This is a genomic window from Marinomonas epiphytica (assembly GCF_054780655.1).
Genome location: NZ_BAAGVX010000032.1, coordinates 20,703 through 47,099 on the forward strand (window position 1 = coordinate 20,703; position 26,397 = coordinate 47,099).

Sequence of the window (26,397 nt, forward strand, 5' to 3'; positions counted from 1 at the left end):
GTAATGCGCTCACCCACAGAATTAGCCGCTTGGCAGAAACTAACTGAGCATCAACAAGAAATGGCCAACAAAGACATCAACTCTTTGTTCGCAGAAGACCCTAATCGTGCTGAAAAATACTGTGCGCAAGCGGCAGGCTGGACACTAGACTTCGCTAAAAATCGCGCAAGTGACAAGACTCTTTCTTTGCTTAATGAGCTCGCTACACAAGCAGGCCTAAATGAAGCGATCGAGGGCATGTTCAGCGGTGCTCATATAAACAACACCGAAGATCGTTCTGTTCTTCATATCGCCCTTAGAGCGAGCCAAGCACAAGAAACACTGATGGTTGATGGTGTTAACGTACTTGCTGAGGTTCGTGCGACACTTGAGCAAATGGAAAAGTTTGTTAAGCAACTACACAGTGGTGAATGGCGTGGTTACAGCGACCAAAAAATCACTGATGTTGTTTCCATTGGCATCGGTGGTTCATACCTAGGCCCTAAAGTCGTTGCAGAGGCCCTAACACCTTATGCAAACGACAGCATAAAAGTACATTTTGTTGCTAACATTGATGGCTCTGACATTTCAGGAAAGCTGAAACAACTAAACCCTGAAACGACTGTCTTTGTCATTTCCTCTAAGACCTTTGGCACCTTAGAAACCTTGTCTAATGCTAACGCAGCCCGTGAATGGTTCTTAGCAAATGGCGGCACTCAAGAGACAGTAAGTAAACACTTCGCTGCGGTCAGCTCGAACGTGAAAAAAGCTGTTGATTTCGGTATGGCTGAAGAAAACATCTTCCCTATGTGGGATTGGGTTGGTGGCCGTTATTCTCTATGGTCTGCCATTGGTCTTCCTGTGGCAATTGCCGTAGGCATGGACAACTTCTACCAGCTACTTGATGGCGCACATCAAATGGACGAGCATTTCCGCACGGCACCATTTGAAGAAAACCTACCTGTCATCATGGGGGCATTAGGGGTTTGGTATATCAACTTCCATAATGCTCAAACTCATGCCCTGATTCCATACGACCATTACCTTCGTGCCATGCCTGCCCACATTCAGCAGCTGGACATGGAAAGTAACGGTAAAGCGAACCTATTAAATGGCGATGGCGTAGCAACTGACACTGGCCCTATCATTTGGGGTGGCGCTGGTACAAATGGGCAACACGCTTACCATCAGCTTTTACACCAAGGCACACGCCTTGTACCTGTGGATTTCATCGCACCCTTAGTAAGCCATAACCCGATTGGCGAACACCACGCTCATTTGTTTGCAAACTGCCTTAGCCAGTCCCAAGCACTAATGGTTGGTAAGAGCCTTGAGCAGGCCAAACAGGAGCTGCGTGACGCTGGCGCCAGTGAAGAGCAGGTAGAAACAGTTGCTCCTCACAAGGTGATTAAAGGTAACCGCCCTAGCAACACACTACTGACCGAGAAAATGACACCAGCTACCGTTGGTGCTTTAATCGCCCTTTATGAGCACCGTACTTTTGTACAAGGCACAATTTGGGGAATTAACTCGTTTGACCAATGGGGTGTTGAGCTGGGCAAAGTATTGGGAACAGACATCTATAACCGCCTTGTTAGCGACAGCGACAACAGCGCACTGGATGCTTCAACCCAAGCACTAATTGAAGCTTTTAAGAAAGCTCAGTCTTAAGCTGCTCGCTTTTTTACATTGAACTAAAAACACCAGCCTCGGCTGGTGTTTTTTTATGTCACATCGAATGAGACTTGGCCTACGCCTTACCTCTCAGGGTAGGTCGCGGCTTTAGCCCGGCACCGCACTGTCTTAACGATTATAAACAACGCCAACCAAGCGGCGTTTCTCTTCGCTCGACCACATATTGTAGAGTACGATGTAGAAGAAAAGACCGTAATGTGCCGTTGAAAACAAAGCGTGTTGTAAGTCGCGGCTTTAGCCCGACTACTGCATCACATGACATAAAACCAAGGGGCGTTTCTCTTCGAAACTCGCGCCTACCTCATCGAAACGCCCCTTGATTTTCATAATTCATATCTTAGAACGGCAAGCTTAAGAAGGTTATGATATTTTCTGATATAGCGTATTTCATGTTTTCACTAGCAGTGAAATACAAAGCCTTTTAGTATCAATAAATATATCTAGATGCCACCAACATTAACTGACAAGAGCTTACCTAATGACTCCAACCGAACATATCAAGCGTCGCTTGAAAGACTATGCACCAGCAAAAGAAAGCTCTCCAGCATTGATACGGTCTAATTCAGAACGCCACTCAATTCCAAGAAGCCAATTCCCTTCTCCAAATCTATTACGATTTCTTTTACAAGGAATCTGTCAATTCCCCTTAGGACATCCTGAAGAAAAGATGTATTGGATAATCCCGTTTACCTATAAAGGGGAAGACTGCGCAATTTCGAATGAGAAATTCGGTTTATACTTTTACTCTGTAAAAAAACACTAAAGCAAAGCCAAAAGAAGTTTTAGGAAAACTTGAAAAATCCCTCAAATCAGCTGAAAAAAATATTCTTGAAGACTTTGCTAAACAACAAATAAAAGACGGAAATATAACCATCTCCAACCAATTCAATCACCTTGATGATCGATATCACTACTTTAGAGAACAAGCAGAGTTGAATTACACTCCACAATAAATGAAAGATGATATAAAGGATATTAAAGAAATAGTTAAATACTTCGGGGCAACAAGCAACGCTAGTCATGAAGGAGGACACTATACACTAGCGATGATTGATGCTTATTTTAGTCGTTTAGAGCATTTTTTAGTACTTGCACTTCCTTTTTCCAATTACAACAGGCAACAAGATGATATAAAAAAATTTGTTGGTAAAGTTTGGTCTAAAAAGCTCGAGAAAGTCCTCAATATTAATAAAGAAGAGAACGAAGATTATGAGAATTTACATAAAATAAAAGAGAAATATCGAAACACATTTGCGCATGGAGGTTTTGAAAAAGAAGGCCAATCGTTTTTCTTCCTTCTCGGGGATATTGGAACTGTACCAGCCAGCATGTCTGGCAGAAAGGGTAGCGTCCACTTCAATCACCTCCCGATAGATAAAGAAATATTCGAAGATACCTGCTTAAAGCTCGATGCTTTTGATAAGTATCTATCTGACACTGCTCTTCCAAATGCTTGGAAGTTCGCTCTAAGTGGACTAAACCTCGCTATGGATAATGACAACTTACAAGAAATGCTTGAAGCAGCAAAGGATCCAGATATGTTTGACGCTTGGATTGAAAGGCAACAGGACCTTTCTAATAGATATACTAATGCAGAATATTAATGAAAGACTTATTTATTAGTAACTAGAGCTTCACCCCATACCTCGCACTCCTGCCGCCGCCTTCTAAACGACACAGATACTCTTTCTCAACCAAGTCACTAAGATCACGGGTGGCGGTGGCTTTGGAGCTACTGGTGATGCTCATGTATTTCTTCGCCGTCATGCCGCCTTCAAAGCCTTCTGCTCCGGCATTCAAGAGTTTGTTAAGCACTTTCTTTTGACGCTCATTCAGTTCGGTGTGTTTATGTTTTTCCCAGAATTTGGCTTTTTTCAGCACAAAATCAACTTTCTGAGCGGCTTCTTGTTGCGCTAATAAAACGGAATTGACGAACCATGTGACCCAATCCGTGATGTCTAAATCGAACTGGCTGGCTTTGTTTAGTCCATTGTAATAGGCGTTTTTATCTTTCTCTATCACTGTAGACAGGCTCAATAATGGCGGTCGGTTCAGGTCTTGAGCCAATGCCATTTCTGCAATCGCGCGCCCTACTCGACCGTTGCCATCATCAAATGGGTGAATGGTTTCAAACCACAAATGGGCGATAGCTGCTCGAACAGGACCAGACAACTCAATTCCTCGCTCTTCAGTTAATGGATTAGAGTGATTAAACCAATCTAGAAATCGAGTTATTTCTGCATCCACTTGATCAGCTGGCGGCGCTTCGTAATGCACTTTTTCATAACCAATTGGACCAGAGACGATTTGCATTGGTTCTTCGGAGTCTCGCCATTGACCAACCTTAAGGTCACGAGAAAGTAAGCTGTTTTTTTGCTGAGGAAGAACCAACCGATGCCACTGAAACAAAGTGTCTTTTGTCAGTTCCCCTGCAAAGTGATTACGTAAATCTACCATCAAAGCCGCTATTCCTTCTGCTCGTGGATCAGCAACTCGTGTCGGAGGATAACTCAAACCTAAGAAGTTCTTTATAGAAGAGCGCACGTCATCTCTATCCAAACGCTCGCCCTCTATTTGACTGGTATGAATGGCTTCATTCACCATAAGGTCAATGTAAGCGTCGTATTGCAGAGCACTTTCAAGCTGACTCGTTCCACCTGTCAAACGTCCTGCTTCCAAAGCGTAACGATACAAAGCCTCCTTGCATTGCGCTTCTTCAAAGACAAAGTTTGGCCAATCTGGGTGTTGCCAGCTGTATTTCATAAGTATGAGCCGATTAATCAATCTATTTGGCTCACAATACCACATTTTTATGAGCCGAATAAACACTCTATTCGGCTCACAATTATGCACTTTTATGAGCCGATTAATTGATCTATTCGGCTCACGCCTCACAACCGAACCCCCGTCACACTATGGAAGACTGGCAAGTGGGTGTATACTAACCGCGCCTTTTTTGGCCCTGTCGTAGCACCAGGTAAAAAACACGAACCTAAATTTTTTAGGGGATGAGTGCTGCATTGTTATTAACCATTAGGACAATGCATTATGTTTCGTATTCGTAAATCTTTTCAATTTTCTGCCTCGCATCAGTTGCAAGGCTTACCCGATTCTCACCCCTGCAGTCGCCTGCATGGTCATAATTATGAGGTTATCATCGAACTGACTTCTGACACATTGAACAGTGTGGGGTTTGTTCGGGATTACCGCGAGCTTGCCGATTTCAAAATCTATATCGATGAAACGCTCGACCATCGCCACCTGAATGATATGCTTGACGCCGAGAACACCACTGCTGAACGTTTGGCTCAACACCTTTACCAGTGGAGTAAAAAGCGTTGGTCAGAAGTCAGTGCAGTAAGTGTGTCTGAAACACCAAAAACATGGGCGGAATATCGACCATGATTGCGATTTCAGAAATTTTTGGCCCAACGATACAAGGCGAAGGGGCGCTCATAGGAACGCCTACGGTTTTCGTACGAACAGGCGGTTGTGATTACCGTTGCAGTTGGTGCGACACACTTCATGCAGTGGACAAAAAGTACAAGAACGATTGGAGAGATATGTCTGCTGAGGATGTTTTCAATCAAGTCGAAGTATTGAGTGGAAGTAAACCTATTTTGGTAACTCTGTCTGGCGGAAACCCCGCCACTCAAGATTTGTCAGAGCTAATCCGACTTGGCAAAGCCAAAGGTTATACCTTTGCAATGGAAACTCAAGGCAGTATTAGTGCAGCTTGGTTTGCTGAGCTCGATTACCTTACACTCAGCCCCAAACCCCCTTCCAGTAAAATGAAGTTTGACAAAATGCGCTTTGACATAGCGTTAGAGCAAGCAAAGAGCGCAGACAAAACCTTAAAGATCGTCATTGCTGACGAGAAGGATTTAAGGTGGGCCGAGGAACTCAAATCCTCATACCCAAGTATCCCTCTTTACCTTCAGCCTTGTAACCTAGAGTTAGAAGGTTCGCCAAGTATAGATACTTTAACATCCAAAACACTGAATTTAGTGGATGAAGTGATTCAACGCGGCTGGTTCGATACCACTGTTTTGCCACAACTTCATGTGTATTTATGGGGTAATGAAAAAGGCGTATAAGACTAAGAATGATGTAGAGGGTAAGTAACTACTTTGCCTTCTACTCTTTTAAATCGAAAGCTTGATAGTTTTTCTAGCGCTCCATCTACCCTTTGCCAATAAACATTCGCTCGATGACTACGAACTTCATGCATAATGGCCTCATAATCCAGAACAAGAGGCAGCGCTGCGTTCGCGGAGTCTAGGGAAAATGTAAGATGCGAAACCACCAACACATAATTTCCTAGGTCGTGGTGGTAAGCACTTTTTAGTTCTGCATCTATTAGGCTATAAGGCAGCGTTTTAGAGTCTTTTTGGATTTCTAGGTGCTGCTGAAAATAGGTAAACAAGTACTCTTGGTCTTGCTTTGACAGGGGTCCTGTTGAGGGATTTTTTTCTAATGAGTGAAAGTACTCTTCCGCGATAGCTAGGTCTTCCAAAGGAAACTTCACTGTAAGCTTTAGTGATGTCCCTTGTTGAGAAAAAGTCAGCACACTACCAGGCAAAGAGTGAGCAAAAGCAATATGAGCACTAAAAGCCAGAGACATTAATGCGAGCCTAATGGCTCGCTTTAACAACACTCCCATCATTCCTCTTGGCCGCCGTAATCATCGTTTATATCACGCCACACTGAATGAGGGTGATTCCCTTCCGTCGGGGTGGATTTATTCGACTGCAAAGAAAACTCAAGCCAGAGGGAAGGACCATGAATCCGAACATAGTCGTCTTCGCTATTTACATCGACGGTGCCAGAGAACCCCAAGACAGTGCTATCTAGCTCAGCGGTGTATTTTTCCATGTAGTGCTTAGCTTCAACTTCAGAGATATCTGCAACGTAGGTTTTTACTGCCGCCATCAGCAAATCTTGCTGTTCATCACTGAGTTCGGAAACACTGATCCCTTCTTGCTCTTCAGGAATTGCATCATCTGCCTGAGGACCTGCTAGGATGTCTCGGTACGTTCCTTCTAATCGTGCCTCTGCCAGTTGCGTATCGTTTAGAGAGTTCAGTAATGCTGCAAATGCATCTCTTTCTTGTAGCATTGGAATGTTCGTTCGACCATTCATTTCAAAGGAAGGGAAAGGCTCAATACCCCGGAATGAAGGTGTTGCCCCAACTAACTTGCCATTGGAGTAGGTATTGGAAAAAGCAAAGTGATGGCCGCCATAATACAATTGCCACGTTCCCTGCTCAGAGGGCTCACCCAAGAACGCAATTTTACCGTTGTAGGAAGAATAGCCTGCTTTGTAATCTGTACTTACCGTGCCAATATAATCATCAGCATTTAGGGTTTGTACTATTTCGTCAAAGCCTTCATTGTCATCAGCGCCTGTCGCTTCCATGAGAATCGCTTTGACAATACCCCGTTGCTCAGCGCTAAATTCGCCAAGAAAAGCACCCGGTCTCGCTGGAAATGCCCCAGCTGGTAAATTGCTCCAATTCTGAGCTTCAGAAACAGAATAATCGAGCTGGAGCAATTCTAGCAGTTCATCAGATAGACTTGCTTTAAGCACTTCAGTTAAACACACCAAACGGGTTAGACCTGTGTCACTACTGCAAGCGGCCACTGCTGTTGGAATCTCAAGAAAACCCATTTGACTACTAACGTCCCCCATTCGTGCTTGAATGGCAGCATTTTCGGCAGAGTCTTCAGGAGAAGGCCGGCCACCTGGTCCTGGACCATGGGGAGGGTGATCTTCCTGCGCAACACTTTCTGTGGTAGCAGCGATTAACAACGCCCCTAATAAAGCCTGCTTAAAATTCGTTTGCCCTGTAAATGCCATATCATCTTCCTGTTCTTTGAATTACTGCCACAATATTACCCGATAAATAATACTATGATATTGCATAAAACAAATAAGAAAGGAAAATTATGCTTTTTTCACAAACTTTGCAGTCACCATCATGTCTCCAGCCCCATCTAACTTACAATCAAGCTGGTGATCTTTTTTATCGTGGATTCGCTTAATTAGCCCTTTAGTGCCAATTTTCAGAACTAAAGAGCTACCTTTAACCTTTAAGTCTTTCGCTAATGTTATCTTATCGCCTTCTTGCAACTCTGTGCCATTGGCATCTTTTATTTGGAACAGATCTTGAGCTTCTTCTTTGTCGTCTGGGCTCCATTCAAAAGCACATTCTGGGCAAACTAAACTTAATTGGTCTTGATAAACGTATTCAGACTGACATTTAGGACAAGGAGGAAGGGTGGACATTCATAACCTCTGAATTGGATAGACTCAAAGCATTATTATATTAACGATTAGTTCGGCAAAACAACATTCTGCGAATACAGAATTGACAAACACGATCGAGAATAATTGACACTATAAACGGTTCGCCTTTGAGACTCGGTTAGCCCTGCCACTTCGTTTTTCCAAAAGGCTTGCTGAGCCAAGAGCTCTGAGTTCAACGCCGCTTTATTGCTTTCTCTCTCCAAGGCTAAATCGTACAAAATAGAATAATCTTGGCGCTGTTCTAGCAAGTTCGCCAAAGCCGTACAGCTTAATAAAACAGTTCGCTCATGAGATAGCTGCGAAGGGCCCGTGTTGATGTCTTGAGTCGCATAAACTACAGAGCAGGATAAAGTAAGGCCTACATAGACTCTCTGTCGCAACCACTTCATGACTTCCCCACCCACAGTACCAACTCAGCTTTTATTATGGTCAAATGAGAAGAATCATGCCATAAAAAAGCCGTTAGCTTTGTTTGAAAACTAACGGCTCAGAGTATCCGGACTTCTTAAACAGTCGTGATCACATCATCTATGGCTAATCGCGCTTTAGGTAGGCCGCGATTCCAGTCTTCACCATCTTTGTGGTACCCCATAGCAACAGCTACTTCACAAACATGGCCGTCTAACTCTTTCTCAAACAGCTCACCAATTAGCTCAGGATCCACTCCCTCCATAGGCGTAGAAGCAATCCCTAAACGAGCCAAAGTATGCAGCAAGTTACCCAAGGCTAAATACACTTGCGCCTTTGTCCAGCTGCCATTATCTCCACTCTCATCCGTATTCATTTCAGCAAACGCATAAGCCCCCATAAAGGTATCGTACATTTCTGCAGGTAAGTGACCTGAACTCACTTCAGCATCAACACGCTTACGGAACTTATCTTTTGTAAACTTTGGATCGTATGCTAACAAGATGGTATGGGATGCTTGTTTCGCATGCAGTTGATTAAATTGATGTTTGTTTTCGAATGTATCATGTAAGCGCTGCTTACCCTCCTCGCTTTCAACCAAAATAAACTTCCATGGTTGAGAGTTAATTGAGGAAGCAGACAAGCGAATTGCTTCTTTAATAACAGCAATATCTTCGTTAGAGATGCGCTTATCTGCATCGTATTTTTTTGCCGTGTAGCGACTGTTTAAATCAGTAATAATTTGATGAGACATGCTCTTCTCCCGTTAATTTAATCACCAAAATTCAATACGAGAGAGTATATAGAGTTATATTAGATAGATAATCCATTTTTAATCACAAACTCTTTCAATAAAAAATATATAATAAATCGTAATTACCCTAGCTTTTCTACAATCAGATAGGCATGCTCCGATGGATACTGATCAAACTCCAAATGTCGGCAAAGACAGTTTAATCGAGTGAGAATGTCTAAAAAGCCATTTACCCCAAGACTTGAGTAATATACTTGCGGCCCCATATTGCTATCCACATGCTCGCCTCGTTCAAACACACCACCAAAAGAGAACAGCAGCACTCCATGAGGAGCAAGCCCATCAATAAGCTTTTTCATAACTCTTTCTTGCTCAGCTAATGGCACATGCCAAATGCTATCCCAAGCGATGATAAAGTCATATTGCTTAGGCAGCTCCCATTGACAGATATCTTCATTATAAAATTGAACTTTAGGATGCCTCTGCCTAGCCAAACTAAGCATCTTAGCGGATACATCTACCCCATCGACTTGCCACCTAATAGCAGACAAATAACCTATAAAACGCCCTGTCCGTCCACAACCTACATCTAGGGCAAGCTTGCCTCCGCTTTTGCGAGCTTCTAAGAAAAAGAGAGCCTTTTTAAGTGCTTCTATTCCATTTGAGCAATCAAACCTACCCTCATCCCATAAATGAGTAATTGTATCGTAGGCTTCTCCAACCTCTTTTGGCGTCATCATACATTCCTGTTCCATTAACATACTCTACACACTACCAGCCCTAAGCAAGACAGGCACGATTAAACTAAGACAGGCATATAATTAACTTTAAAAGATCACCTGCTTTGATCAATTTTCTTATTTCTGAACTTTAAGTTCTCTATTAAAAGGAATTCTGTGCTTCTTACCAACTATTTTAATCGTTCTAAAGGCCTAAACAAGAAGGCTAGGCAAGGGGGATCCTTAGCCAGTGGCTAATTAATACTATGAGGGGAATGTAGCCGCTTTCAAATGCTAAGCTAGCTTATGGAAAGTTTTTTTGTCTGGTTTTCTTCTTCTAGAATGGCATTCACAATAATACTGAATGGAACTCTCTTGCCCGACGATCCCACTTGTTCTTTCTTCAAACTCTGTCGATATACACAGCCAGTTCTCTGAAGATATGTTGAGCCTTTGTAAAATGGGAGCTAATGAAGCATTTATTGCGCCTTTTTTACCTGATTTTAGAATACGCCCTGTTATATCAACCAATTCCACGTAATCCGTTAACACAAAAGGAAGGCCTGCTGGCATTAAGTCTCTTGGATTCCCTACGAAAGAAAATAGTGCTTTCGGTTGTCGTTTTTGTTTGAGTGCATTAATACGCTGCTTAATACTGGTAAAGTCTGATTTTTCAGGAGTGTTAGATACGCCTGTTCTTATAGGATTTAGGTCTACATACGCCATACAAGCGATAAGTGCAGCCTCGTCTAACAAGGCTTGAGATTTGAACCTTCCTTCCCAAAAATGCCCCGTACAATCATCCTCTTCATTGGCTTTTCTTGCGATAGGCTCGTTCAATTCTTTCATAAACCAACTTAGGTCACAAAGACGATTTCGATAGGTGTTTGCGGTTTCTTCTACTAAAGCTAGAGTATGTTCAGGCAGCGCTTCCCCTTTCACAAATTGCTGGGTAAACGTCGTTCCTTTATGAAGTTTATGCCACCTTCTTAGCACTTCCATGGTGGACCAAGCGTTCACCTTTTGAAGGTTGATGTGCAGTACCAAATGCAAGTGATTACTCATTACGGCATAAGCACAGATATCAATGGAAAACACACTGGCTAGGTACAATATACGCTTCTCAACCCAAGCTCGTCTGTGTTCATAACTTACCCCAGTTAATGGGTCTTCTCCACATAGAAATGCCCGTCTCACACAACGGGAAACACAGTGGTAAAAAGGCGTGTCTTGCACACTCACCAGCTGACTTCTTGCGATCGCCATAGCTCGTTCCTCTTCCTTGAGAACATAGAACTAAAGTGTAGAACAAATTTAGGACGTCGCTCTAAATAAATATGCCTGTCTTGGTAAGCACGACTAAATAAGCATGCCTGTCTTGGTAAGGGTAAGAGGGTGGAGAATAAAAAAACCACCTAGCGAGTGCTCGCTAGGTGGTTGATCAGTGGAATGCAACAAGGAGGTTAGATGTATTCTACTTGTTCAATTTCGTATGTTGCTTCACCGCTTGGAATTTTTACAACGATCTCGTCGCCTTCCATTTTACCGATAATCGCTTTAGCGATTGGTGAAGCATAAGAAATTTTCTTCGCTTTCACATCAGACTCATCGTCACCCACTATCTTGTAAGTCACTGTTTCTTCAGTATCTATGTTATACAAGGTTACTGTCGTTCCGAAAATCACTTTTGAAGAAGCAGGCATAGCAGCAACATCAATAACTTGCGCGTCTGCCAGTTTACCTTCAATTTCCTTAATACGGCCTTCAGTGAACCCCTGCTCTTCGCGAGCCGCGTGGTATTCAGCGTTTTCTTTTAGGTCGCCGTGCTCACGTGCTTCTGCGATATCCGCAATCACGCGAGGACGAACAACGCTTTTTAGGTGATTCAGCTCTTTTCTAAGAGCGCCTTCACCTTCAACTGTCATTGGAACCTTATTCATTATTTCCTCAAGTGCAATTCTTGTAATCTTCTGACTTTAGTTTCGCCGTTCAGACTGATCGCCAAACTTGTCGCTTCAGCACCGGCCAATGTTGTAGTGTAACAAACCTTACGCTGTAATGCTGTACGACGAATCACAGAAGAGTCAGCAATGGCTTGAGTACCAGATGTGGTATTCACAATGTAGTCAATTTCACCGTTTTTCAACATATCAACAATATGTGGACGGCCTTCATTGACCTTGTTTACCTTGCGAACATCAACACCTTGCTCCGTTAAGAACTTAGCCGTTCCTTCCGTCCCCACTAGGTCGAAACCTAAACCAGCTAAACGGCGAGCTACTTCAACAGCTCCCAGTTTATCCATATCACGCACACTGATGAACGCTCGGCCAGAAGTTGGTAGCTCAGTACCGCCACCAAGAACTGCTTTGCCAAAGGCTTCAGCAAAGGTGTCACCAACCCCCATTACTTCACCCGTTGACTTCATTTCAGGGCCAAGAATAGGATCAACGCCTTGGAACTTGTTGAATGGGAAAACCGCTTCTTTTACGCTGTAATAAGAAGGTACGATTTCCTCAGTAAAGCCAAGTTCAGCTAGAGTCTTACCAGACATAACAAGCGCGGCGACTTGCGCTAGGGAACGACCAATACATTTAGACACAAAAGGCACAGTACGAGAGGCACGTGGGTTTACTTCGATAACGAAGATTTCACCATCCTGAACAGCAAGCTGTGTATTCATAAGACCAACTACACCAAGCTCAAGAGCCATTCTCTTAATCATGCTGCGAATGTCATCTTGAATGTTCGCAGGCAAAGAGTAAGGAGGCAATGAACATGCAGAGTCACCAGAGTGAACCCCCGCTTGTTCGATGTGTTGCATAATACCACCGATCACAACCTGTTGACCGTCTGATACACAGTCGATATCAACCTCAATGGCCGCATTTAAGAAATGGTCAAGAAGTACAGGGCTATCATTAGACACCTTAACAGCAGATGTCATATAACGATTAAGCTCTTTCTCGTTATAGACGATTTCCATTGCTCGACCACCCAATACATACGACGGACGCACTACTAGCGGATAACCAATCTCAGACGCTTTCACCGCCGCTTGCTCAGCACTACGTACCGTAGCATTGCGAGGCTGCTTGTAGCCAAGGCGTTGAATCATGCTTTGGAAACGTTCACGGTCTTCTGCGCGGTCAATCGCTTCTGGTGTTGTACCTATAATAGGTACACCTTCATTTTGTAGAGCACGGGCAATCTTCAGTGGTGTCTGTCCACCAAATTGAACGATCACGCCTTTAGGCTTTTCAGTGCGAACAATCTCTAATACGTCTTCAAGAGTAACCGGTTCAAAGTATAAGCGATCCGAAGTGTCGTAGTCGGTAGAAACTGTTTCAGGGTTACAGTTCACCATGATGGTTTCAAAACCGTCTTCACGAAGACCTAATGCCGCATGAACACAACAGTAATCAAATTCGATACCTTGTCCGATACGGTTAGGTCCGCCTCCTAGAATAATGACTTTCTCTTTGTCACTAGGAGCCGCTTCACACTCATCTTCATAAGTGGAATACATGTAGGCTGTATTAGTTGCGAACTCAGCCGCACACGTATCAACACGCTTGTAGACAGGGTGTACATCAACTAAGTAACGACGCTCACGCAATGACTTTTCAGTTACATCAAGCAAGCTTGCTAGGCGCGCATCTGAGAAACCTTTTCTCTTTAGTCGGCGCAATACATCATGATCTAGATCGACTAAACCTTTGTTCGCTAGGGCTTGTTCTTCTTTAATGATGTCTTCGATTTGCACCAAGAACCATGGATCAACGCCCGTTACTGCGTAAAGCTCTTCAACGCTCATGCCCGCACGGAATGCATCACCGATATACCAAATACGATCAGCACCCGGGGATTGTAATTCGTAAGCCAATTTTTCTTTGCTGTTCTCTTCAGACAAATCTAACTGCGGGTTGAAGCCATCTGAGCCAACTTCTAAGCCGCGCAATGCTTTCTGCATCGACTCTTGGAAGCTACGGCCAATAGCCATTACTTCACCAACAGACTTCATTTGAGTTGTTAAACGGTCATTCGCTGTTGGGAATTTTTCAAAAGTGAAGCGAGGAATCTTGGTAACAACATAATCGATAGCAGGCTCAAAACTAGCAGGAGTTTGACCACCTGTGATGTCGTTTTGCAACTCATCAAGGGTATAGCCAATCGCCAGCTTCGCGGCAATCTTAGCAATAGGGAAGCCCGTCGCTTTAGAAGCCAAAGCAGAAGAACGTGAAACACGCGGGTTCATTTCAATAACGACTAGACGGCCCGTTTTCGGGTCCATGCCGAACTGTACGTTAGAACCACCCGTTTCCACACCAATTTCACGCAGTACCGCCAAAGAGGCATTACGCATGATTTGGTATTCTTTATCCGTTAGAGTTTGCGCTGGCGCAACGGTAATGGAGTCACCTGTGTGTACGCCCATGGCATCGAAGTTTTCAATGGCACAAACAATGATACAGTTATCATTTTTGTCACGTACCACTTCCATTTCATACTCTTTCCAGCCAATCAGAGATTCATCTATGAGCAACTCATTGGTAGGCGATAAATCAAGGCCTCGAGTACAAATTTCTTCAAACTCTTCCATGTTGTAAGCGATACCACCACCGGTTCCACCCATGGTAAAAGATGGACGAATAATACACGGAAAGCCCACTTCACTCTGTACTTGTAAAGCTTCGTCCATGTTATGAGCGATGCCTGCACGAGGACACTCAAGACCAATGGATTTCATTGCTTCGTCAAAACGATGACGATCTTCCGCTTTATCAATAGCGTCAGCTGTTGCACCGATCATTTCAACATTGTACTTTTCCAACACTCCGTGACGCTCAAGGTCAAGCGCACAGTTCAATGCTGTTTGACCACCCATAGTCGGTAAAACCGCATCTGGACGTTCTTTTTCAATAATTTTTTCGACTGTTTTCCACTCTATTGGCTCAATATAAGTGGCATCTGCCATGACAGGGTCTGTCATGATAGTCGCAGGGTTCGAGTTAACTAGAATAACGCGGAACCCTTCTTCGCGAAGTGCTTTACAGGCTTGGGCGCCAGAATAGTCAAATTCACAGGCCTGACCAATAACAATTGGGCCAGCACCTAAAATTAAAACGCTCTTTATGTCAGTACGCTTTGGCATAATAGTTTCATTCGCTCCTGTATTTAGGCTTTGGCCGCTTTGATATTTTCAATAAACTGATCAAACAAGGGGGCGACATCATGTGGGCCCGGGCTTGCTTCTGGGTGACCTTGAAAACTGAAAGCGCTCTTATCAGTGCGTGAAATACCCTGCAAAGAGCCGTCAAATAAAGACTTATGAGTCATTTCAAGGTTAGCAGGCAAAGACTCTTCATCAACCGCAAAACCGTGGTTCTGGCTCGTTATCATCACAGTTCCCTGTTTAATATCTTGTACAGGGTGGTTTGCACCATGATGGCCGAACTTCATTTTTTTAGTTTTTGCGCCCGATGCCAAGGCCAATAATTGGTGACCTAAACAAATACCAAATACTGGGGTATCTGTTGCAAGAATGTCCTTAATGGCTTGAATGGCGTAATCACATGGCTCTGGATCACCAGGGCCATTAGAAAGGAAAACACCATCTGGATTTAAGGCTAGCACTTCTTTTGCCGGCGTTTTAGCAGGCACAACTGTTAGGCGGCATCCACGCTCAACCAACATGCGAAGAATATTACGTTTCACACCAAAGTCATAAGCAACAACATGGAATTCGCTGCTATCAGGCGTTGTATGGCCGTTCACAAGATCCCATGTAGACTCAGTCCATTGGTAACTGTCAGCAACGGTCACTTCTTTCGCCAAGTCCATGCCTTTTAACCCAGGAAAAGCTTTCGCTGCCGCAACTGCCGCTGCCTCATCAATGTCGTCACCAGCCATAATACAGCCAGCTTGAGCGCCTTTTTCGCGTAAGATACGAGTAAGCTTACGAGTATCGATATCGGCAATACCTACCACGCCACGGCGTTTTAAGTATGCATCTAATGTTTCTTCTGAGCGCCAGCTACTTGCTAACAAAGGCAAATCGCGAATAATTAAACCTTCACACCATACCTTGCTAGACTCTTCGTCTTCAGAGTTAACACCCGTATTACCAATGTGAGGGTAGGTTAAAGTAACCATTTGTCGTGCGTAGGAAGGGTCAGTAAGAATTTCTTGATAGCCAGTCATCGAAGTATTGAATACTACTTCTGCTGTTGAGGAGCCATCCGCTCCGATTGACACGCCTTTAAATACTGTGCCATCTTCAAGAGCTAGAATTGCTGTTGTCGCCAAAGGAGCCTCCCATATAAAGCCAGTCAGGTTGCAAAAAAGCGAGACAAACCATTGGCCCATCTCGCTTTTTTAAAATAGCGTTCTCAGCACAGTTTCACTGAATTAACAGCAGTGAAACTTGCGCTTAAAAATCTGTACAATTTTACTCTTTTGATCGCTAAACGTCCACCTACAATCACCAGTAAATCCACAATTTTACAGGCTTTTCCCTGCTTTTTAGCTGACTAAAAAGTCAGTATTAAATTTTAACAAAGTAGACCATCTGCAACCTCTTGAGCTACTTCATAGCCCTTAAGGTTAGCTAGCACAGTCAAAGAAAATGCCATTGCTACAGCCGGTCCCTGCCCTGTAATGATATTACCGTCCATCACTACAGGTTGGTCGGCAACATAATCCGCTCCTTTTAACCCACTTTCAAAACCTGGGTAGCAGGTTGCCTGTTTATCCATCACGAATCCATGAGTACCAAAAACAAGTGCCGGAGCCGCGCAAATAGCCCCTAGCAAGGCATCTTGGATGTCGTGTTTCTCCAGCATGTCTACCAGTAATGCAGAATCCCTTAGATGTTCTGCGCCTGGCATACCGCCTGACACCACAATCGAATCAAACATTTCATCTTGTACCTCAGGCAGCAAGCAATCGGCTTGCAATATGCAACCATGAGCCAATTCCACCTGTTTAGACTCATGAATACTGGCGACACTCACTTCCACACCCCCACGGCGCAACACATCGATTATAGTAAGCGCTTCGATTTCTTCATTACCGTTTGCTATAGGAACTAATACTTTTGTCATAGGTTTCTCCTTTATTAGTGAGCTTGAAGTACCAAGGTATAAAGATGTGCGGCCTCTCGACCATTGTCACTAGGATAGTACCCTTTACGCACCCCCACTTGGTTAAAGCCAAGCTTTCTATAGAGTTCAATCGCCCCAATATTTGATTCACGAACCTCTAATAAACACTCTTTGGCACCTTGCTGGGAAAGACTCGACAGCCACACATTAATCACACACCGCGCTAATCCTTGGCGACGAGCCTGAGTGGCAACCAAAACCAACTCAAGTTCAGATTGCTCACAAATAACTGGGGAGGAGCACAACCATGCTAAAATCTGACGAGAAGTATCTTCTATCACCCAATTCGAGCGGCTTTGCAGAGCCTCGTTCACTAAGCCCGCCCCCCATGGGTATGGATTTGAATCTTGATCTAAGCGCACCAAGGAATCCAAGTCAGCTAAAATAGCCGGTCTTACGTGCATGTCCATCTAAGAAAATACCCTTTAATGAGCGATAAAATATTTTTATGAAAACAGTTGTTGCTGCATCTCTTGCCAAGCTTCTTTGCGTAATTCAGGAATCCGGTACAGTTCGGGTAAACTGGCTATATAAGCAACATTAGCCGAATTGACTCGCTTAACCGAATGTTCCCTTAAGAAACTGGCAATATTTTCACCCGCAATAATAATATTGAGGGGGTCTTGAAAATCGGTCAGCATGGCTTCAATCTGGCCTTCTAATGCACCTAACAGCCAATCTTGACGATACAAAAAATGAGGATTAACAAGCTTTCCAGGCCAATTTAACTGGCGTGTCTGCCACTCGTCTATCGAGCTTTTTAGCAAGGCTTGGGCCATGTTTACCGCTAGTTTATCGACACCGTCTAAATCAGAAAACGCTTGCGGCAAATCCGTTATTAACAACAACTTATTTGACAAGTTATAACAACGAATATCCAAAGCAGCACGGCGCTGTCCAGTGTCTACCGCAGGGGCTTCCACTTCAATATCCACCGCCAACTCTTCTATTGGCTGCAAATCTTCAACAATGATTTCTGGGCCAGTATTAAGCTGTTCTCGTAAATTGGCAACCGTTTGGTCTTTTTCTTCTGGGGCTAGCTTTTGAGTAGTGGCCGTAACTGGAGCAAAAGCGTCTAACACTTGTTTGGGAGGCTGAATTTCGAAGGCGTCCAACATAGGCCAAGGTTGAGATGAAAAATATGCCACCCCTTCTACTTCATGCTCTGAAGACAACCAGCTACTCACTCCCATTTGAGATAAGCACTGAGTCTGAAATGCTTGCTGCGCAGTTAATTGTCGAGTCATATTAAGAAGGCTTCTTTCAGCATAAGAAAAACACCGAATATACGCTTTTCAAGGGTTAGTTACTACACCATAGAGAAAAATCAAATGGCCGATATCAGCATCTGTATGTATAATGCACGATTCTTTTTGCATCTCATACATCTAATCCTACGAGGACATAACATGCCTTCTATATTTCCGCGCTTAGCAGTTTTGTCTCTGCTTATTTTGAGCCCATTCAGTTTTGCTCAAGAGCTACCTAACTTAGAAGGACGCACCATTGTCGCGGTGACCGAGAACGCTTACACACCGCTAAACTTTGTTGACCCGAATACAGGCCAAGGCATCGGTTGGGAATACGACGCCATGAACGAAATCGCCAAACGCCTAAATGCAAAAGTTGATTGGCAATTAAGTAGCTGGGACACCATGATCCAAGCCGTTAAACAAGGCCAATACGATGTCGGTATGGATGGCATCACCATCACCGAAGAAAGAGCCCAAGAAATCGATTTTTCCATTCCCTACCTAACATCACAACAATTTATGCTGGTACGGGCTGATGAAGATCGCTTCACTGATGCAGAGTCATTTGCCGCCAACGAGGACCTATACTTTGGGGCGCAACCAGGTACGACGAACTTCTATGTAGCTGTCTATGACGTGTTAGATGGCAATGAAGATAACCCTCGCATTACTCTTTTGGAAACGTTTGGCGCTTCCGTTCAAGCGCTAAAATCAGGCGATGTGGATAGCGTTCTAATGGATGCCACATCTGCCCGTGGTTACATTGGCGCTAATCCAGGTGCATTCAAAGTCATTGGCGGCCCTCTAGGAACAGAAGACTTTGGCTTTATATTCACTCCCAATTCCGACCTAGTAGAGCCGGTAAATGCAGCCATTCGCAGCATGCAAAAAGACGGAACAATGGATACGCTCAATAAAAAATGGTTCTTTGACTACAATCAATAATCATATGCTCTCACACAGGGCATGCTTCATGCCCTTCGCTAACTTAGACAGCCGAACAAACATTGAAAAAGACACTTGACCGTACCCCTTGGTGGCTAGTCGCCACCATTATTATCGGACTCCTTTTAACATGGAACATGGTAGCCAATGAAGATTACCATCGTATTGCCACCACATTAAGTAAGGGCTTACTCACCACTCTAGGTGTAACGATTTCTGCTTTCTTTCTGGCGAGCATCTTAGGCTTGATCATCGCCCTTGCTGGGTTCTCAAGGTTTCGTTTGGTACGCGAGGTCGCACGTTTTTACGTAGAAATATTCCGCGGTATCCCTGTCCTTGTATTGCTTTTCTACATTGCCTTTGTTGCCGCACCGGAAATGGTCACTCTGTACAACTGGCTATTACAGTGGCCTATCGAAGCAGGCTGGGTTGAAAGCGCCAGAACTCGAGACTTCACCTTACTATGGCGCGCCGTTTTCGCCCTTTCCATTAGCTATAGCGCCTTCATTGCAGAAGTATTTCGAGCTGGCATTCAAGAGGTCAGCAAAGGACAAATAGAGGCAGCTCAAGCGCTTGGTTTATCAAGCTGGCAACGCTTTCGACTCATCATCCTTCCTCAAGCCATGCGTAAGATCTTACCGCCCCTAGGTAATGATTTCGTCGCCATGATCAAAGATTCTGCCTTGGTGTCAGTGTTGGGGGTGCAAGACATCACTCAACTTGGCAAAGTCTTCAGCGCGTCATCATTTCAGTTCTTTGAAACTTATAATGTTGTTGCCTTTATGTACCTTGTTCTTACTTTAGGTCTCTCCTTGATTATCCGCGCCTTTGAAGCCCATTTAAGACGCAACGATCACCACTAGTGTTAGCTCAAAAAGCTCGTAATCTTGACACAAGATACTCAATATCCCCCTTAGTAGAGTGTAAAGTTCTCACCTTTCATGTTGTTAATAAAAATCAATATCACTTATACTCTGACCTGTTGTTTTCTTATTCATAGGATTGTTCAATGAAACTAAGCTCCTTATCTGTTGTTGCGACATCTATTGCCTTACCTTTTTTGACGAGCGCAGCTCAAGCGGCCGGCGAACTAAATGTTTATTCCGCTCGCAAAGAAGCCTTAATCGCGCCTGCTTTAGATGCCTACTCTAAACAGTACGACGTTAACGTTAACTTAGTAACAGGCAATGCCGACACCTTGCTAAGCCGCCTTAAAGTAGAAGGCGATGCCAGTCCAGCCGATGTTTTCATTACCGTTGATGCTGGTCGTCTCTACCGTGCAAAAGACGCAGGGGTATTACAACCGTTTGAAACAGACACACTAGATGAAGTCGTACCAAGCCACCTGCATGATCGAGAGCATTACTGGTACGGGCTTTCGCAAAGAGCTAGGGTGATTTTTTATAACCCCGAAAAAGTGGATAAAGCAGACCTTTCAACCTACGAAGATTTAGCTGATCCAAAATGGAAAGGACAAATCTGCACCCGCTCTTCTTCTAATATTTACAATCAGTCTTTAGTTGCTTCAATGATTGATGCAAACGGTGAAGCTAAAACACAAGAATGGATCAACGGCTTCATTAACAACCTAGCTCGACCTCCTTTTGGAGGGGATACCGATCTATTAAAAGCAGTGGCTGCTGGGGTTTGTAACATTACTTTGGCAAACACCTACTACTTTGGACGCCTAGGCCAAAGCAGCAACCCAGCTGATCGCGAAGTCTATAACAAGGTTGCTCTTTTCTGGCCAAACCAAGCAGAAGGTGACCGTGGTGCCCACGTTAATGTGAGTGGCATAGGCATGACAGCATCAGCAAGTAACAAAGACAATGCTCGTTTATTAGTGGAGTTTCTAACGAATCATGAGAGCCAACAGTGGTACGCAGATGTTAATAATGAATACCCTGTCGTTGAAGGTGTCGCGCCACCTAAGAGCCTACAACCATTTGGCGAATTTCGCTCTGACACCCTATCTTTGAGCGTGTTAGGTGACAATAACCGCTTAGCAGTAGAACTGATGGATAAAGGTGGCTGGAAATAATTTTCCGCTGCACACGTTAATGCCGCTATGAATTCTCATAGCGGCATTTTTTTATGCGCTTAAAATACGAAATGAGCTAAGCCTTGCAACACGATAAAAGACATGATTCCAGCTATGATGTCGTCCAGCATAATCCCCAATCCGCCATGCACTTGTTTATCTGCCCAAGAAATAGGCCAAGGCTTTAAAATGTCGAAAAGTCGAAAAAGAACAAAGCCGAGAATAATATAAAACCAGCCTACTGGAGCCATCCACATGGTAATCCAATAGCCAACAAATTCATCCCAAACGATACCTGAATGATCATGCACCCCAAGGTCTTGTGAGGTTTTGCCACACAGATAAATGCCTACTAGCCCTGTGACACACAACATAATGAAGTAATGAGTATCCGAAAGACCCGTCATTAATAAATAGAGAGGAACTGCGGCTAAGGTACCAAACGTTCCTGGCGCTTTCGGTGCAGCACCTGACCCAAGCCCAAAGGCTAAAAAATGAATAGGGTTGCGCCATACTGACGCCGGGGCAGAATTTGCCATAATATTTCCCGTTATATTATCAATGTTAAAAGCCAGCTTACGCTGAGCGTTAAAAGTGCTGCCAACCGATCAGATCGCCATCGAACCCTTGAATAGTAAGCCCTTGTTCACAAATCTGTCCAATTCGAGTACAAGGCAAATGTAAGGTTTGCATAATCAATTGCACTTCTGAGGCTTGCTCTGGTGCCGCAGTAAAGCACAGTTCGTAGTCATCTCCACCTGTTAAAGCAATGCCTATTGCACTATCAGCATGCCAACTTTTAAGCTGAGTTGAAATAGGAATAGACTGAGCATTGAGAGTCGCGCCGACACCAGAAGCCGTTAGAATATGTTGAATGTCCTGCGCTATACCATCCGATACATCTAACATGGCAGACGCTACGCGTTTTAACGCCATGCCCGCGATCAGCCTAGGGCTTGGACGCCAGTAACGCTCGTAAAAATAGTCAAAGCGTTCGCTCGATACTTGCAACTCCCCTGTCACTATTGGCAAGGCCGCTGCCGCGTCACCCAATGTGCCAGTGACATAAATGTCGTCTCCAAGTTTCGCTCCAGACCTTAACACAGCCTGTGCAGCTTCTACATAACCGTGCACTTGTAGACTAATGGTCAGAGGTCCCTTAGTGGTGTCACCACCAACTAACACCAAACCTATTGGCTCAGCGAGCTCCGCCATACCTTTCGCAAATGCAGCCAACCATTGTGGATCCGACTCAGGTAAGGTCAACGCAAGCGTAAAGAACGCCGGTTGTGCGCCCATGGCCGCCAAGTCACTCACGCACGTTGCCAACGCTCGATAACCTATATCTAAGGGGTCTGCATCGTAAGGGAAATGTCGGCCTTCTACTAACGTATCAATAGAAAACACAAGACTGCGCTGTTGCGGCACTATTACTTGTGCACAATCGTCCCCTATACCTATTCGTAGATCACTCCGCCCCTCAATGTTCGCCATTTGCGAGGCTTTAAAAATATGCTGTATCAGCTCAAATTCTTTCAATTTACTCTCGCTAGCTTTGCACACGGAATCAACTTTAACGACTTAGTAATATGATCTCAATCATATCCGCTCTAATAAAAAGCCCCACTTCAAATGAAGCAGGGCCTTTATATCGCTATTGCTTGATCGAGGTAAATTAGTTACCGCGACGAGCTGCAATTTCTTCGCGACGAGTATGCTGAGCCAATTTATCTAAAATACCATTAATGTATTTGTGGCTTTCAGAAGCACCGAAGCTTTTCGCCAATTCAACACTCTCATTGATTGCCACACGGTAAGGCACATCCAGACGTTCGGACAATTCGAAAGTACCAATTCTTAATACCGCCAATTCAATTGGGTCCAGCTCACTTAACGCACGATCCAATAAGTTCTCGTACAAGTCATCTAGGGACTTAGCACGAGACGCGACACCTTGCAGTAGCTCTCTGAAATACAATTTATCACATGATGCCATGTCTTGGTCCAGTGCAAACTGTGTTTCGATTTCGCTTACCGCCGACTGGTTCATTTGCCATTGATAAACGGCTTGCAATGCCAAACGGCGTGAAGCACTACGCAGTTGCGAACGCGACGGTTTTTTAACCTTACGTTTCGGTGCCGGGCTTTGCTCGTTTGTTGTTTCCACTTCGCTCATTCTTTGCCTCAGTTATGCAGTCTGCCCCGAATTATCGAGCCAGCTGTACTAGCGCTTTCTCTAACCACAAGAAAGCAAGTATCTATGTCATTTTGACCGGCGATTATATCAATAAAAAGAGGATCTTTCTCGGCTATCTGCCAGCTATTTTACCTAATAAGAGCATTTTCTTACTCTCTAAGCTTTCTTTCATGACTCTTCATCTAAATACAAGGGACGATATGTCAAACGTATGTCCTGCCCCACTTGGCGGGTAGCCATTAAATCCAGATCGAGAGCGTGTGCCATTTCATCTAAAGGTAGCGAGAATAATGGCCTTGCAGACGATCCAAGTAGTTTAGGGGCCATATACACGATCAGCTCATCCACTAACCCAGCTTGCAAGAAGCCTCCAGCCAGTTCAGCTCCCGCTTCCACTAGCACCTCGTTTATTCCGCTATCGGCCAATTGCTCCATGGCCGCCACTAGGTCTAAACGATCATCTTCATCCGGCTCAACAAAACGAACACTGACACCTTTATCTTGTAATACTTTCAAGTGTTCAGGTTCGACCTCCTCTTGCATTGCAAAAACACAAGCTTGCGAGCTAGGGTAGAGAATTTTTGCCTCTGGCAAGATGGACAACGCTGTATCCATAATGACACGTAGAGGTTGACGAACCAGCTGAGGGTCACTATCTTGATCATTTTCATCAATTCGGACCGTCATACTAGGATTATCCATTAATACTGAACCTATTCCTGTCACAATAGCATCACTTTGAGCACGCCAACGCTGTACATCTAACCTCGCATCAGGGCCTGTAATCCACTGACTTTCACCAGACTCCATTGCTGTTCGCCCATCTAAACTCATGGCCATTTTGACACGAATAAAAGGTAGCCCTTCACGCATACGCTTCAAAAAACCAGGATTCAAAGCTTCACATTCAGCTTCTAACACCGGACCAATCACTTTCACCCCAGCCTGCTCCAGCATTGCTAAACCGTTACCTGCAACTTTAGGGTTAGGGTCTTGCATACCATATACCACGCAAGCAACCCCAGCCTCGATCAAGGCACTCGCACAAGGCGGCGTTCTCCCCTGATGGCTACAAGGCTCAAGAGTGACATAAGCAGTAGCCCCTTTGGTAGATTGTTGCATTTCTTTCGCGTGTGCCAGCGCATTCACTTCCGCATGTCCTTCACCCGCTTTGCGATGAAAACCATGCCCGATAATGACGTCGTCCTTTATGAGTACACAACCAACTCGAGGGTTTGGATGTGTAGTATAAAGCCCTTTACGTGCCAACTGGATAGCTTTTGCCATCCACAACTCGTGCCCTTGTGTCATTATTTAGCCTTCTTTTCTGTGCCTGGAGAGGCGGTAATTTCTTCTTTTAAGCTTTCTAAACGGTCGATCTCTTCACGAAATTCATTAATGTCTTTGAAGCTACGATACACCGAAGCAAACCGAACATAAGCCACTTGATCTAAACGCTGCAGCTCTTCCATCACGGCTTCTCCCGTCCAACGGGAAGGAAGTTCACGCTCCCCCGTAGCCTGCATTTTTTCTTTGATTCGGGTGATGGCTGTTTCCACTGCTTCTATGCTAACAGGGCGTTTTTCAATGGCCTTTAAAATTCCGCTGCGCAACTTTTCTTCATCGAACGGAACACGGCTGCCATCGCTTTTAATAAGCTTTGGCATTTGCAGTTCAGCTACTTCAAATGTGGTGAACCTTTCTTGGCATTCATTGCAAGTTCGACGTCGACGAACCTGCGCCCCCTCTGAAACTAGCCGAGAATCTAAAACCTTGGTATCTTGTGTACCGCAAAATGGGCATCGCATGATTTTTCCAACTGATAAAATAATGACGGTGATAAGTCTTTAATAGGCATGCTATTGTGAGCAAATAATAGCAATCCAACTACTAGATAGCTACCTGACCCAATCATCTTTGTCGCACGATTAACTCGCCATAAATAAGGATATTGAATGATTTACCCAGAACTTGCAGGCTTAATGGCGGCCATGTGTTGGACCGTTTCCAGTTTAATGGCTCCAAGGCTTATAGCTCGCTTTGGCATCATTCGTTTTAATACCACTCGTATTATCATTGCCAGCACTCTACTTATTGTTATTTCGCTCATTAGCGACCGTTTCAGTCCAGTGCTATGGGAGCACTCTGGTTTGATTATTCTTTCTGGGCTATTAGGTATTTTTTTGGGAGATACTCTACTCTTTAGCGCCGTTCATCGGCTAGGGCCTAGAAGAGCAGGCGTACTATTCGCGACCAACGCACCAATATCTATAGTATTGGGCTGGCTGCTGTTAGACGAAAGCCTATCATTCCAGCAGTTAATGGCGTGTGCTTTGGTTTCACTAGGCGTTGCAACGGCAATCTTATTCGGTAAACGCCAAAACAACCACACCTGGGAAGACACTAAGGGATCACTAGCAGTCGGAGTGTTGCTAGCGTTAGGTGGCGCCCTAGGGCAAGCCAGTGGTGCCTTATTAAGCAAACCCGCTTTACTTAATGGCGCAGACCCTATTGCGGTCTCTGCCTTGCGAGTCAGTGCTGGCGCCTTAGCTCTTATTTTTGCTTATTATTTCTACTACCGCCACCAAGATAATAAGCTTGGTCTGCCTTTCACACAGTTAACCCGCTATGATTTCTTAGGCATTACCGGCCTCGCTACTATCGGTATGGTAATAGGAATGAGCGCTCTCGTATGGGGTGTCGGCCACGCACATGTTGGCCTAGTTACGACATTATCAGCCACATCCCCGGTGCTAATTTTACCAGCGTTATGGATCACCACAAAGCAACGTCCGGCGCTGGGCGCTTGGATTGGTGCAATATTAGTCGTCAGTGGCGCAGGGCTAATTATTCTGCATTAGCACTGGATGTGCTATTCTTAGGCCACCATTTTTCCAAGCATCAGGACATCATAAAGATCGTCTTGGTGTA

Annotated in this window: 27 protein-coding genes; 8 read left to right on the top strand and 19 right to left on the bottom strand. The window is 44.4% G+C overall.

Annotated elements, in window-relative coordinates; all coding sequences use genetic code 11:
• The first annotated feature begins 3 nt into the window (after positions 1-3).
• Together pgi and ACYVGZ_RS09730 are read left to right on the top strand one after the other, a co-directional pair.
• Positions 4-1,650 carry a glucose-6-phosphate isomerase gene (gene pgi, locus ACYVGZ_RS09725; RefSeq protein WP_460754623.1) on the top strand — a complete coding sequence of 549 codons (1,647 nt, stop codon included), beginning with the start codon at positions 4-6 and terminating at the stop codon, positions 1,648-1,650.
• A 977-nt stretch (positions 1,651-2,627) separates the two neighbouring features.
• Positions 2,628-3,278, top strand: coding sequence for a hypothetical protein (locus ACYVGZ_RS09730; protein ID WP_460754626.1), 651 nt, complete (start codon positions 2,628-2,630; stop codon positions 3,276-3,278).
• A gap of 22 nt (positions 3,279-3,300) precedes the next feature.
• Here the strand turns inward: ACYVGZ_RS09730 and ACYVGZ_RS09735 are convergent, their stop codons facing one another.
• Complete coding sequence (locus ACYVGZ_RS09735; protein WP_460754628.1) at positions 3,301-4,437, bottom strand: Fic family protein; 1,137 nt, start codon at positions 4,435-4,437, stop codon at positions 3,301-3,303.
• A 285-nt stretch (positions 4,438-4,722) separates the two neighbouring features.
• On the opposite strand from ACYVGZ_RS09735, the gene ACYVGZ_RS09740 reads away from it, so the two are divergent.
• Both ACYVGZ_RS09740 and queE read left to right on the top strand, forming a co-directional pair.
• Positions 4,723-5,079 (top strand): 6-pyruvoyl trahydropterin synthase family protein, encoded by a 357-nt coding sequence (locus ACYVGZ_RS09740; RefSeq protein WP_460754631.1) that lies wholly within the window; start codon positions 4,723-4,725, stop codon positions 5,077-5,079.
• Complete coding sequence (queE, locus tag ACYVGZ_RS09745; RefSeq protein WP_460754634.1) at positions 5,076-5,771, top strand: 7-carboxy-7-deazaguanine synthase QueE; 696 nt, start codon at positions 5,076-5,078, stop codon at positions 5,769-5,771. Before ACYVGZ_RS09740 ends, queE begins: the two co-directional genes overlap by 4 nt.
• A gap of 2 nt (positions 5,772-5,773) precedes the next feature.
• Here queE and ACYVGZ_RS09750 read toward each other — a convergent pair whose 3' ends face one another.
• From ACYVGZ_RS09750 to ACYVGZ_RS09810, 13 genes are all read right to left on the bottom strand, one after another.
• Complete coding sequence (locus tag ACYVGZ_RS09750; RefSeq protein ID WP_460754637.1) at positions 5,774-6,298, bottom strand: hypothetical protein; 525 nt, start codon at positions 6,296-6,298, stop codon at positions 5,774-5,776.
• Positions 6,299-6,336: 38 nt separating this feature from the next.
• Positions 6,337-7,533, bottom strand: coding sequence for a DUF3500 domain-containing protein (locus ACYVGZ_RS09755; protein WP_460754640.1), 1,197 nt, complete (start codon positions 7,531-7,533; stop codon positions 6,337-6,339).
• An 87-nt stretch (positions 7,534-7,620) separates the two neighbouring features.
• Positions 7,621-7,962: a zinc ribbon domain-containing protein YjdM gene (locus ACYVGZ_RS09760; RefSeq protein WP_460754643.1), complete on the bottom strand. Its 342-nt coding sequence runs from the start codon at positions 7,960-7,962 to the stop codon at positions 7,621-7,623.
• A gap of 47 nt (positions 7,963-8,009) precedes the next feature.
• Entirely contained in the window at positions 8,010-8,372 is a 363-nt protein-coding gene (locus ACYVGZ_RS09765; RefSeq protein WP_460754645.1) for a hypothetical protein, read from the bottom strand.
• 116 nt (positions 8,373-8,488) lie between these two features.
• Complete coding sequence (locus ACYVGZ_RS09770) at positions 8,489-9,145, bottom strand: nitroreductase family protein (RefSeq protein ID WP_460754648.1); 657 nt, start codon at positions 9,143-9,145, stop codon at positions 8,489-8,491.
• A gap of 122 nt (positions 9,146-9,267) precedes the next feature.
• Positions 9,268-9,900 (bottom strand): class I SAM-dependent methyltransferase, encoded by a 633-nt coding sequence (locus ACYVGZ_RS09775; RefSeq protein WP_460754651.1) that lies wholly within the window; start codon positions 9,898-9,900, stop codon positions 9,268-9,270.
• 258 nt (positions 9,901-10,158) lie between these two features.
• Entirely contained in the window at positions 10,159-11,130 is a 972-nt protein-coding gene (locus ACYVGZ_RS09780; protein WP_460754653.1) for a transposase, read from the bottom strand.
• A 197-nt stretch (positions 11,131-11,327) separates the two neighbouring features.
• The gene (gene greA / locus ACYVGZ_RS09785; RefSeq protein ID WP_460754656.1) at positions 11,328-11,804 is read right to left on the bottom strand and encodes a transcription elongation factor GreA; all 477 of its coding nucleotides are present in this window, start codon (positions 11,802-11,804) and stop codon (positions 11,328-11,330) included.
• A complete protein-coding gene (carB, locus tag ACYVGZ_RS09790; protein ID WP_460754659.1) occupies positions 11,804-15,019 on the bottom strand; it encodes a carbamoyl-phosphate synthase large subunit in 3,216 nt (1,071 codons plus the stop codon). The genes greA and carB overlap by 1 nt, the downstream gene beginning before the upstream one ends.
• A 23-nt stretch (positions 15,020-15,042) precedes the next feature.
• Positions 15,043-16,173, bottom strand: a complete 1,131-nt coding sequence (gene carA, locus ACYVGZ_RS09795; RefSeq protein ID WP_460754662.1) for a glutamine-hydrolyzing carbamoyl-phosphate synthase small subunit — start codon at positions 16,171-16,173, stop codon at positions 15,043-15,045.
• Between the two features lie 245 nt (positions 16,174-16,418).
• Positions 16,419-16,970 carry a DJ-1 family glyoxalase III gene (locus tag ACYVGZ_RS09800; protein ID WP_460754664.1) on the bottom strand — a complete coding sequence of 184 codons (552 nt, stop codon included), beginning with the start codon at positions 16,968-16,970 and terminating at the stop codon, positions 16,419-16,421.
• A 14-nt stretch (positions 16,971-16,984) separates the two neighbouring features.
• A complete protein-coding gene (locus ACYVGZ_RS09805) occupies positions 16,985-17,440 on the bottom strand; it encodes a GNAT family N-acetyltransferase (protein WP_460754667.1) in 456 nt (151 codons plus the stop codon).
• A 36-nt stretch (positions 17,441-17,476) separates the two neighbouring features.
• Complete coding sequence (locus tag ACYVGZ_RS09810; protein ID WP_460754669.1) at positions 17,477-18,277, bottom strand: hypothetical protein; 801 nt, start codon at positions 18,275-18,277, stop codon at positions 17,477-17,479.
• A gap of 162 nt (positions 18,278-18,439) precedes the next feature.
• Between ACYVGZ_RS09810 and ACYVGZ_RS09815 the strand changes: the two genes are divergently transcribed.
• From ACYVGZ_RS09815 to ACYVGZ_RS09825, 3 genes are all read left to right on the top strand, one after another.
• Entirely contained in the window at positions 18,440-19,228 is a 789-nt protein-coding gene (locus ACYVGZ_RS09815) for a transporter substrate-binding domain-containing protein (RefSeq protein WP_460754672.1), read from the top strand.
• Between the two features lie 62 nt (positions 19,229-19,290).
• Positions 19,291-20,091, top strand: a complete 801-nt coding sequence (locus ACYVGZ_RS09820) for an amino acid ABC transporter permease (protein ID WP_460754674.1) — start codon at positions 19,291-19,293, stop codon at positions 20,089-20,091.
• Positions 20,092-20,237: 146 nt separating this feature from the next.
• Positions 20,238-21,269, top strand: a complete 1,032-nt coding sequence (locus tag ACYVGZ_RS09825; protein WP_460754676.1) for a Fe(3+) ABC transporter substrate-binding protein — start codon at positions 20,238-20,240, stop codon at positions 21,267-21,269.
• 59 nt (positions 21,270-21,328) lie between these two features.
• Here ACYVGZ_RS09825 and ACYVGZ_RS09830 read toward each other — a convergent pair whose 3' ends face one another.
• The 5 genes from ACYVGZ_RS09830 to nrdR form a co-directional block, all read right to left on the bottom strand.
• Positions 21,329-21,808: a phosphatidylglycerophosphatase A family protein gene (locus ACYVGZ_RS09830; protein WP_460754678.1), complete on the bottom strand. Its 480-nt coding sequence runs from the start codon at positions 21,806-21,808 to the stop codon at positions 21,329-21,331.
• A 49-nt stretch (positions 21,809-21,857) separates the two neighbouring features.
• Entirely contained in the window at positions 21,858-22,832 is a 975-nt protein-coding gene (thiL, locus tag ACYVGZ_RS09835) for a thiamine-phosphate kinase (protein ID WP_460754680.1), read from the bottom strand.
• A 112-nt stretch (positions 22,833-22,944) separates the two neighbouring features.
• Entirely contained in the window at positions 22,945-23,445 is a 501-nt protein-coding gene (gene nusB / locus ACYVGZ_RS09840) for a transcription antitermination factor NusB (protein WP_460754682.1), read from the bottom strand.
• A 189-nt stretch (positions 23,446-23,634) separates the two neighbouring features.
• Positions 23,635-24,753: a bifunctional diaminohydroxyphosphoribosylaminopyrimidine deaminase/5-amino-6-(5-phosphoribosylamino)uracil reductase RibD gene (gene ribD, locus ACYVGZ_RS09845; RefSeq protein ID WP_460754683.1), complete on the bottom strand. Its 1,119-nt coding sequence runs from the start codon at positions 24,751-24,753 to the stop codon at positions 23,635-23,637.
• A 23-nt stretch (positions 24,754-24,776) separates the two neighbouring features.
• Entirely contained in the window at positions 24,777-25,274 is a 498-nt protein-coding gene (gene nrdR / locus ACYVGZ_RS09850) for a transcriptional regulator NrdR (RefSeq protein ID WP_460754685.1), read from the bottom strand.
• Positions 25,275-25,421: 147 nt separating this feature from the next.
• Between nrdR and ACYVGZ_RS09855 the strand changes: the two genes are divergently transcribed.
• Positions 25,422-26,327, top strand: coding sequence for a DMT family transporter (locus tag ACYVGZ_RS09855; RefSeq protein WP_460754687.1), 906 nt, complete (start codon positions 25,422-25,424; stop codon positions 26,325-26,327).
• The last annotated feature ends 70 nt before the right edge of the window (positions 26,328-26,397 follow it).